This is a genomic window from Kitasatospora sp. NPDC005856, assembly GCF_040629945.1.
In the GTDB taxonomy this organism is placed as follows: domain Bacteria; phylum Actinomycetota; class Actinomycetes; order Streptomycetales; family Streptomycetaceae; genus Kitasatospora.
The window spans coordinates 1-8,935 of the sequence record NZ_JBEXWT010000162.1 but is presented as its reverse complement, the minus strand read 5'-3'; the positions used below and the strand labels follow the sequence as shown (position 1 = coordinate 8,935).

The 8,935-nt window shown below is 74.2% G+C and carries 9 protein-coding genes and 2 pseudogenes; 9 read left to right on the top strand and 2 right to left on the bottom strand.

What is annotated here, in order from left to right; genetic code table 11:
* Positions 1-220 (bottom strand): annotated as a pseudogene (locus tag ABZ449_RS41000) (DUF4232 domain-containing protein); the annotation flags it as partial.
* A 314-nt stretch (positions 221-534) separates the two neighbouring features.
* Here ABZ449_RS41000 and proB point away from each other — a divergent pair.
* The 5 genes from proB to ABZ449_RS40975 all read left to right on the top strand — a co-directional run bounded on the left by proB (position 535) and on the right by ABZ449_RS40975 (position 5,653).
* Positions 535-1,671 (top strand): glutamate 5-kinase, encoded by a 1,137-nt coding sequence (gene proB / locus ABZ449_RS40995; protein WP_360356971.1) that lies wholly within the window; start codon positions 535-537, stop codon positions 1,669-1,671.
* A 177-nt stretch (positions 1,672-1,848) separates the two neighbouring features.
* Complete coding sequence (locus ABZ449_RS40990) at positions 1,849-2,373, top strand: hypothetical protein (protein ID WP_360356968.1); 525 nt, start codon at positions 1,849-1,851, stop codon at positions 2,371-2,373.
* A 113-nt stretch (positions 2,374-2,486) separates the two neighbouring features.
* Positions 2,487-3,809: a glutamate-5-semialdehyde dehydrogenase gene (locus ABZ449_RS40985; protein ID WP_360356965.1), complete on the top strand. Its 1,323-nt coding sequence runs from the start codon at positions 2,487-2,489 to the stop codon at positions 3,807-3,809.
* Between the two features lie 89 nt (positions 3,810-3,898).
* Complete coding sequence (locus tag ABZ449_RS40980) at positions 3,899-4,483, top strand: hypothetical protein (RefSeq protein ID WP_360356962.1); 585 nt, start codon at positions 3,899-3,901, stop codon at positions 4,481-4,483.
* A 108-nt stretch (positions 4,484-4,591) separates the two neighbouring features.
* Entirely contained in the window at positions 4,592-5,653 is a 1,062-nt protein-coding gene (locus tag ABZ449_RS40975) for a hypothetical protein (protein WP_360356959.1), read from the top strand.
* A gap of 128 nt (positions 5,654-5,781) precedes the next feature.
* Here the strand turns inward: ABZ449_RS40975 and ABZ449_RS40970 are convergent, their stop codons facing one another.
* Positions 5,782-6,882 (bottom strand): M48 family metallopeptidase, encoded by a 1,101-nt coding sequence (locus ABZ449_RS40970; RefSeq protein ID WP_360356956.1) that lies wholly within the window; start codon positions 6,880-6,882, stop codon positions 5,782-5,784.
* Positions 6,883-7,163: 281 nt separating this feature from the next.
* On the opposite strand from ABZ449_RS40970, the gene ABZ449_RS40965 reads away from it, so the two are divergent.
* The 4 genes and pseudogenes from ABZ449_RS40965 to ABZ449_RS40950 form a co-directional block, all read left to right on the top strand.
* On the top strand, positions 7,164-7,310 hold the full coding sequence (locus ABZ449_RS40965; RefSeq protein WP_360356953.1) for a hypothetical protein: 147 nt from the start codon (positions 7,164-7,166) through the stop codon (positions 7,308-7,310).
* A 243-nt stretch (positions 7,311-7,553) separates the two neighbouring features.
* Entirely contained in the window at positions 7,554-7,712 is a 159-nt protein-coding gene (locus tag ABZ449_RS40960; protein ID WP_360356951.1) for a hypothetical protein, read from the top strand.
* A gap of 123 nt (positions 7,713-7,835) precedes the next feature.
* A complete protein-coding gene (gene nadD, locus ABZ449_RS40955) occupies positions 7,836-8,468 on the top strand; it encodes a nicotinate-nucleotide adenylyltransferase (RefSeq protein WP_360356948.1) in 633 nt (210 codons plus the stop codon).
* A 14-nt stretch (positions 8,469-8,482) separates the two neighbouring features.
* A pseudogene (locus ABZ449_RS40950) lies at positions 8,483-8,935 on the top strand (hypothetical protein); the annotation flags it as partial.

The window sequence follows — 8,935 nt, the reverse complement described above, 5'->3', positions numbered from 1 at the left end:
CCGCGCCCGACGGGGCCGCGGTGGAACCGCCGGCCGCGCCGCCCGTGGCGGCACCCCCGGTGGCGGCGCCCGGAGCGCTGCCGGTCGGCGCCGGAGCGGCACCGGTCGAGCCGCCCGCCGGAGCGGCGGGGTCGGCGTTGTCCGGCCCGCAGGCCGCGAGCGACAGGGCGGTGGCCGCCGCGAGCGCGGCGACGGTCAGCTTGGTGGTGTACGAACGCATGGTGCGCTTTTCTCCTGGGCGCGCGGCCGCGACCGTTGCCGGCCTTTGCCCAGTGCGGCGCCGCCCGTCGTGACAGGAAGGGTCGATGACGACATGGGTCCAGCGGGCAAGAAGCCGTCCCCCGATCTGGCTTGCGGTCAGGGACCATACCAGCCATCCGGATTGCCGACCGGGCTGTGGCGAGCCCGTGACCAGGCCGGGTCCAGCCGGTGAAACAGCTCGCGGGCGACCTGCGCCGATCGCGTAGATTGCGGGGGTGACGGCCGGGCCCGGCCCCGCCGTACCCGCACCACACCGGAAGGGCGTACAGCGAGATGAGCGAGGACTCTCTGCGGGACGAGGTGCTGACCGCGCGGCGGATCGTCGTCAAGGTCGGCTCCTCCTCCCTGACCACGGCGGCCGGCGGCCTGGACGCCGACCGCGTCGACGCCCTGGTGGACGCGCTCGCCAAGCTGCGCGCCCGCCCCGGGGCGCCGGAGGTCGTGCTCGTCTCCTCCGGCGCGATCGCCGCCGGCCTCGCCCCGCTCGGCCTGGACAAGCGGCCCAAGGACCTGGCCCGCCAGCAGGCCGCCGCCAGCGTCGGCCAGGGCCTGCTCGTCGCCCGCTACACCGCCTCCTTCGCCCGGTACGGGATCAGGGTCGGCCAGGTGCTGCTCACCGCCGAGGACGCCAGCCGGCGCGCCCACTACCGCAACGCCTACCGCACCCTGGACCAGCTGCTGGCGATGGGCGCGATGCCGATCGTCAACGAGAACGACACCGTCGCCACCGCCGAAATCAAGTTCGGCGACAACGACCGGCTCGCCGCCCTGGTCGCCCACCTGGTCCGGGCCGACCTGCTGGTGCTGCTCTCCGACGTGGACGGCCTGTACGACGGCGACCCGTCCCGCCCCGGCACCAGCCGGATCGCCGAGGTGCGCGGCCCGCAGGACCTCGACGGCATCGAGATCGGCAGCGCCGGCAAGGCCGGGGTCGGCACCGGCGGCATGGTCACCAAGGTCGAGGCGGCCCGGATCGCCACCGGCGCGGGCATCCCGGTGGTGCTCACCGCCGCCAGCCAGGCCGCCGACGCCCTGGCCGGCCGGCCCACCGGCACGCTCTTCCTGCGCACCGGCAGCCGGACCTCCGACCGGATGCTCTGGCTGGCCCACGCGAGCAGCCCGCGCGGGGCGCTGCACCTGGACGAGGGTGCCGTCCGGGCGGTCGTCTCCGGCGGCGCCTCGCTGCTGCCCGCCGGGGTCACCAAGGTCGACGGGGAGTTCACCGCGGGTGATCCGGTGGACCTTCTTGCCGAAAACGGCCACATCGTGGCCCGCGGACTGGTCAACTTTGATGCGAGGGAGTTGCCCCGCCTGCTCGGCCGGTCCACCCGCGACCTGGCCCAGGAGTTCGGCGCCGCGTACGAGCGCGAGGTCGTCCACCGCGACGACCTGGTCGTTCTGCACGGCTGACCGGACCGGAGCCTGTCTGGCACCGGCCGCCCGGCCGATCGGCGCAGCGCGGACGGCGGGCCGCTCCGTACCGGGAGCGGCCCGGCCACGGGCCACGAGGGGCGCAGCCGTACCGGTCGGCCGAGGGTCGACGGGGCCGGTGGGGACGACAGGACATCGCCGAACAGGAGGCCGCCGGTGGAACGCAGGCGCGAGGCAGCGCTGACCGCAGGGACGGCGGGCCGGCGGCTGACCAGCATCGACGGCGGGCGCGGGGACGGCCCCGCCGAGCCGGCCGGTCCGCCGTCGCAGAGGCCCGGCGGGGCGCGCAGGCTGCGGCCCGAACGCGACCGGGCGGCCCAGCCGCCCACCGTGCCCGAGCAGGCACGGCTGTGGCACGTGGTGCTGAGCGTGGCCGGGCAGGTCACCCCGCTGTCCTCGCTGCGCGCCTCACTGGAGCAGCTGGCGCACGACCACTCGTTCTTCCTGACCGCCCGCTACGCGGCCGACCACGCGGAGATCCGCTACTGGGAGCAGGCCCGGGACCTGCACGACGCGGCGGCCATCGCGCTGCGGCTGTGGGGCGAGCACAAGGTCACCGCGAAGCTGCCGCCCTGGGAGATCGTCGGGCTGGAGGTGGTCGACCGGGCGACGTACCACAAGCGGGTGGCGGAGGGCTTCGGCGATCCGCCGCCGCACCTGGGCGGCGTGCACCCGTACTGAGCCGCCCGGCGGGCCGCGGCGGGCGGGGATTCGCGCGCCGGGACCGTCGGCGCGGCGTCTCATCGGGCGAAATGCCGTCCGGGCCGGGCGGGGGCGTCGCTACCCTTGGCGGCATGACCAGCGATCTCGCCCCCGCCGACAGCCCCGTCCTCGCCGTAGCGCGCCGAGCCCGGGAGGCCGCCGCCGCGCTCGCCCCGCTGCCGCGGGCCGCGAAGGACGCCGCGTTGCTGGCCGTCGCGGACGCCCTGGTGGCCCGCGGCGCCGAGATCGTCGCGGCCAACGCCGAGGACGTGGAGCGGGCCCGGGCGGCCGGCACCGCCGAGTCGGTGATCGACCGGCTGACCCTGACCGACGAGCGGATCGCCGCGATCGCCTCGGACGTGCGCGACGTGGCCGGCCTGCCCGACCCGGTCGGCGAGGTGGTGCGCGGCTACACCCTGCCCAACGGCCTGGACGTGCGGCAGGTCCGGGTGCCGCTCGGCGTGGTGGGCATCATCTACGAGGCCCGCCCGAACGTCACCGCGGACGCCGCCGCGCTCTGCCTCAAGTCCGGCAACGCGGTGCTGCTGCGCGGCTCCGCCTCGGCCTACCGCTCCAACACCGCGCTGGTCGCCGTGGTGCGCGACGCCGTGGCGGCCGCCGGGCTGCCCGCCGACGCGGTCCAGCTGGTGCCGGGGGAGAGCCGGGACTCGGTGCAGGAGCTGATGCGCGCCCGCGGCTACGTGGACGTGCTGATCCCGCGCGGCGGCGCCTCGCTGATCCGCACCGTGGTCGAGGGCTCGACCGTCCCGGTGATCGAGACCGGCACCGGCAACTGCCACGTCTACGTGGACGCCGAGACGGACCTGGCGATGGCCGTCGGCATCCTGCTGAACTCCAAGGCGCAGCGGGTCAGCGTCTGCAACGCGGCCGAGACGCTGCTGGTCCACCAGGACGTCGCGGACGCCTTCCTGCCGCTCGCGCTGGCGGCGCTCGCCGAGGCCGGGGTGACGGTGCACGGCGACGAGGCGGTGCGCAAGGCGGCCGAGGGCGGCCCGGCCACCGTGGTGCCGGCCACCGACGAGGACTGGGGCGCCGAGTACCTCTCGCTGGACCTGGCCGCCGCCGTGGTGCCCTCGCTGGACGCCGCCGTCGAGCACATCCGCCGCTGGTCCTCCGGCCACACCGAGGCGATCGTCACCACCTCGCAGGCCGCCGCCCGCCGGTTCACCCGCTTGGTCGACTCCACCACGGTGGCCGTCAACGCCTCCACCCGCTTCACCGACGGCGGTGAGTTCGGCTTCGGCGCGGAGATCGGCATCTCCACCCAGAAGCTGCACGCCCGCGGCCCGATGGGCCTGCCCGAGCTCACCAGCACCAAGTACATCGTCACTGGTGACGGGCACGTGCGGGGCGAGGCGACGCAGACCGTGGGCGGGGACGCGGACGGTCGTTGAACGAGGGGTGAGGGGCGGCCGTCACACGTGTGACGGACCAACTGCCGGGAGCCACAGACAAATCGCCCGGCCGGTAATACGCTGAATCCGTGGCTGAGGATGTGGGGGGCTTCCCGTACCCCGACGGCGCCGACCACGGTGGTGCGGACGACGAGTTCGCCACCGTGGTCTTCGATGAGGCCTTCGTCCGGTCCGCCGCCGTGCACGAGCCGACCGCCAAGGAGCGGCAACTCGCCGCCGCCGAGGCACGGTTCGAGCCGGACGCCGCGGGCCCGGGCTGGGGCCGTGACGTCCCGGCGGGGGACGGACTGCCGCTGGAGCTGCGTCCGTACCCGAGCGGGCTCGACGCGGACCACCTCTACCCCGATCCCTGGTCGGGGCCGGGCCGGGCGGCCGACCGCCGGCTCCGGGGGCGGTGGCGACGCGGCTACGACCCGCTGCGCTCCCGCGGGCGGTACGTGGCCCAGCAGCGCTGGCACCGGCCGGTGGCCTGGGTGCTCGCCGTGATCATGGGCGTGGGCCTGGTGGCGATCGCCGTCGCGGCGATCTACCAGGGCGTGGGCGGCCCCTCGGGCGCTCCCCGGCGCCCCGAGTCCGGCACCAGCAGCGCCGGGGTCGATCCGGGGCAGGCCCCGGCCGAGCCTCCGCTGGTGGTCACGGCACCGGCGGGCTAGGGGCCGTCCCGGCGCGGGCGCACGCCCCGGGGCGGTGGTCACCGAGCGTTCCCGGGAATGTGCGCCCGCACTCTCGTGGCGGCGCTGGTGTCGGCCTACCCTGGTGGTGTGGGTGACCCGCGAGAGCCTCCGGAGGGTACGCCCGAGGGCGGTTCCGGCAACGAGGACGAATTCCGGTCCGTCGTCTTCGACGAATCGTTCGTGCGGGCTGCCCGCATCCAGGAGCTGTCCGCCCGGGAGCGGCTGGCGAGCTCCTTCGGCAAGGCCACCCGGCCGCGGGTGCGGCTCGGCCCGCTGGGAACCGTCCCGCGCCAGGCGTTCATCCTGCTGCTGCTCATCCTGCTCGCCTTCGGGACGGCGGTGTACTTCGGGGTGAGCTCGCCGAGGGGGACGGCGGTGCGGCCCGAGGGCAGTCAACTGACCGTGAGCCTGGTCGCGTTGAGTCCGGCGTCGGCCGTCCGTCCGGTCGCCGACCCGGCGGACCCGTTCGCCGCGCTGCAATCCGGGTACGGGGAGGGCACGATCGGGCTGAACACCCCGACCGCGGCCGCCACCGAGCACTTCAGCCGGGTCGAGGTGGCCAAGGCGCTCGACACCGTCCAGCGCTACCTGGTCGCCTCCTCGCTCTCCCCGGCCGCGCTGGTCCAGGGCGCCACCGCCGAGGTGCGGGCCTTCGTCACGCCCGGTGAGCAGGCGGAGTTCGACGCGAGCGTGGCGCAGCCGGTGGACGACCGGCACCACGCGGTGACCGGCTGGGTGGTCCGCTTCGACCCGGCGCAGGTCGCGCTGGCGTCCGACACCGTGAAGGTGGCCGGCGCGATGCGGATCGACGAGGCGGACAGCGGGACCCTGCAGATCACCACCGACCACACCTTCGTCTACGCGCTGAAGCCGGCCGGGGCCCCGGCCGGAGCGCCGGTCACCCTGGAGACGGTGCGGCGGCAGCTGACCTTCGAGTTCGACCGGGTGGACCTGGCCTCGGCGCAGCTGCGGCTGGTGGACTCGGTGCTGCAGGCGGGGCCGGAGCCCTGCGACACCTCGATGGCGGGCTTCCTGCAGCCGGTGCTGGCCACCGCGCAGGGCACGGTGGTCGCGCCGCCGACGCCGGTCGACCCCGGCAACCACGCCCGGCCCGGCTGGCAGGTGTGCGGGGTGCTCGCGGGCGGCTGAGGCGCCCAGGCCGTGGAACGGGCGTGGGTGAACGGGCCGTGGTGAACGGGGCGTGGTGAACGGGCCCTGGAACGGCGCGGTGGCCGGTGCCCCGGGCGGGACACCGGCCGCCGTCGCGGACCGGGGGGTCAGCTGCCGTCGCGGTCCGAGGAGCCGTTGCCGGAGGAGCCGTTGCCCGAGGAGCCGTTGCCGGAGGAGCCGTTGCGGCCGGCGCCGCCGGTGAAGGTGTCGCGGAGCTTGCCGCCGACGGTCGCGGCGCCACCGGCGACATCCCGGAGCAGGCCCATCAGCGGGTCCTTGCTCTCCTTGACCGAGCTGGTGTAGTGCTCGGCGGCGGCCTTCCACTGCTCGGAGACCGAGGCGTCCGGGTCGTCCGCGCGGCGCGGGTAGGCGCCGGCCATGATCGAGCGGTAGTCGTCGCTCTCCGCCCACTTCTTCAGCTGGGCGACCCGCACCACCGCGAAGGGGTGGGTCTGCGGCAGCAGCTGGAGCACCTTGAGCACGCCGTCGCGCAGATCGCCGGCCTTGTCGTACTCCTCGGCCTGCTCCAGGAAGGCGTCGACGTTCATCTCGGCCAGGTTGTGGCCGCCGGCCAGCTTCATCAGGGCCCGCATGGACGCCTGGAGGTCCTGGCCGGCGAGCAGGCCGGCCCGGTCGCTGGACAGCTCCGCCTTGCGGAACCACTCCTTGAGCGCGGTGATGACCGCGGTGATCGCCAGGTTGCCGAGCGGCACCCAGGCGATCCGGGTGGCGATGTTGGTGAGGATCATCAGCATCGTCCGGTAGACGGCGTGGCCGGACATCGCGTGGCCGACCTCGTGGCCGATGACCGAGCGCAGCTCCTCCTCGTCGAGCAGCTCGACCAGGCCGCTGGTGACCACGATGATCGGGGTGTCGATGCCGATGCAGTACGCGTTGACCGTCGGGTCCTGGGAGACGTACAGGTCGGGGACCTGCTCCAGGTCGAGCACGTACGCGGCGTCGCGCACCATGTTGTGCAGCTCCGGGAACTGGCGCTCGGAGGTCTTCACGGCGGTCGCCAGGAACATCAGCCGGACCGCCCGCTCGGAGACCAGGCCGGCGAGCTTCTTGAGGATGTCGTCGAAGCCCGTGAGCTTGCGCAGCGCGACCAGGGCCGAGCGGTCCGCCGGGTGCTCCCAGGCCCGGGTGGAGATCCCGGGGAAGCGCTCGCGGCGTCGGCTCGGCGTCTTCACGGTCGTGTCGGTCATGGTCTGAGTACCTCCTGGTCGACGGCGGCCGCGGCCCGCTGGCCCGCCCCCCGCTGGTCTTCGCCTGAAACGACTGTCTGTGCAACGCGTGCGGTTGCGTACTCGTCCCCGGGGCAGCGTACGCGCGGTCCGTCCCGGGGCCGGTGGGTGCCTCCTCGGGGCCGGCGGGCGCGCCACCGGGGCCGGTGGGCGGCGTCGGTGTGAAGCCGGTTTAACCTGAGTCCTGGACGACCGAGACCGGATCCGGCCGCGGTACCGAGCAGTTCGAGGAGCCCCCGCAGATGTCCACCGACACCCTTGTCAGCCTGGCCGCACCCATCTCCGACGAGACCGGCCCGGGCCTGTTCCTGCGGATCATCGTGATCGCGTCCTTCGTGGGCATCGGCCTGCTGATCTGGATCATGGCCCGCGCCTTCAAGAACAACTAGGACGGCCTTCCCGGGCCCTGCCCCCGGCTCGTCGACGGCCTGTCCCCGGCTCGCCGGCGGCCCTTTCGCGGTGTGACCTCGGCCTGACCGCAGCCCGTCGCCCCGGCCCGTGCTCACGCCCGGTCAGCGGCGGTGGGCCGCCGAGCGGTTGCCGTGTAACCCCCCGTACGATGACGGGTGGGCCCTCACCGGCCCGGAACCACCCACAGGTCCGTTCACCGAGCCGAGAAGGTCCCGCCGACCATGAGCACTGCTGCCGCACTCCCCGTTCTGAACCTTCTCGCCGAGGGCGGCGAGGGGGGCAACCACGACAGCCTGAACCCGGCCCTGACCGGTGGCGCCGCGCTGTTCATCCTGCTGCTCCTGCTCTTCATCACCACCCGCTTCAACCGGGACCGCTGAGCCGGCCGCGCGGACCGCTCGGGGAGCGTCCGGCCACCGGCCGGCCGCTCCCTCACGCATCTGCGGAGAACCCCCACCCGGCCGTTCCCGCACCGTAACGGGTGTCGCGTAAGGTGTGGCGGCATGGGAGAGCAGGCCGGGAATCCCGGCGGACCGGAACCGGTGAAGAAGCGCCTCGGCGTCATGGGCGGCACCTTCGACCCGATCCACCACGGCCACCTCGTCGCCGCCAGTGAGGTCGCGAGCGCGTTCCACCTGGACGAAGTGATCTTCGTGCCGACCGGGCAGCCGTGGCAGAAGAGCGACCGGCAGGTCACCCCGGCCGAGGACCGCTACCTGATGACGGTCATCGCCACCGCCGAGAACCCGCAGTTCTCGGTCAGCCGGATCGACATCGACCGCGAGGGCCCGACGTACACCGTCGACACCCTGCGCGACCTGCACGCCCTGCACCCGGACGCCGACCTCTTCTTCATCACCGGCGCCGACGCGCTCGCCCAGATCCTCTCCTGGCGCGACTCCGACGAACTCTTCTCGCTGGCACACTTCATCGGATGCACCCGCCCGGGGCACACCCTGTCGGACGCCGGGCTTCCGGTGGGCGGGGTCTCCCTGGTGGAGGTCCCGGCGCTGGCCATCTCCTCCACGGACTGCCGCAACCGGGTCGCCAAGGGGGAGCCGGTCTGGTACCTCGTCCCGGACGGCGTGGTCCGCTACATCGACAAGCGGGCGCTGTACGCGCCGCGCGGGGACTGATCCGGGAGCGGTGCATGACTGATCGCAGCGACGGCCGGCGGCCGGAGGACTGGTCCACCGGGCAGTACCAGCAGCCGTACCAGGGCTACCAGCAGCCGCAGCAGCCGCAGCCGCAGGCCTACGAGCAGCAGCCGTACGAGCAGCAGTACGACCAGTACGGGCAGCCGGTGTACGGGCAGGACCCGTACGGCTACCAGCAGCAGGGCTACCAGGGCTACCAGCAGCCGCAGCAGCCGCAGCCGTACGAGCAGCAGCCGTACGAGCAGCCGTACGAGCAGCCGTACGACCAGTACGGGCAGCCGGTGTACGGGCAGGACCCGTACGGCTACCAGCAGCAGGGCTACCAGGCCTACCAGCAGCAGCCGTACCAGGCCGCCGCCCCGGTCGCCGCCGAGCCGCAGGCGCCGTCACCGGTGCCGCCGTCGCAGGCCGAAGCCGCCGCGCCCTCCGCCGCCCCTGTCGCCGCC

What these genes read in the sequence shown, in the direction of transcription:
- proB (WP_360356971.1), top strand. Translation starts at nt 535, where the DNA reads ATGAGCGAGGACTCTCTGCGGGACGAGGTGCTGACCGCGCGGCGGATC.
- ABZ449_RS40985 (WP_360356965.1), top strand. Translation starts at nt 2,487, where the DNA reads ATGACCAGCGATCTCGCCCCCGCCGACAGCCCCGTCCTCGCCGTAGCG.
- ABZ449_RS40970 (WP_360356956.1), bottom strand. Translation starts at nt 6,882, where the DNA reads ATGACCGACACGACCGTGAAGACGCCGAGCCGACGCCGCGAGCGCTTC.
- ABZ449_RS40965 (WP_360356953.1), top strand. Translation starts at nt 7,164, where the DNA reads ATGTCCACCGACACCCTTGTCAGCCTGGCCGCACCCATCTCCGACGAG.
- ABZ449_RS40960 (WP_360356951.1), top strand. Translation starts at nt 7,554, where the DNA reads ATGAGCACTGCTGCCGCACTCCCCGTTCTGAACCTTCTCGCCGAGGGC.
- nadD (WP_360356948.1), top strand. Translation starts at nt 7,836, where the DNA reads ATGGGAGAGCAGGCCGGGAATCCCGGCGGACCGGAACCGGTGAAGAAG.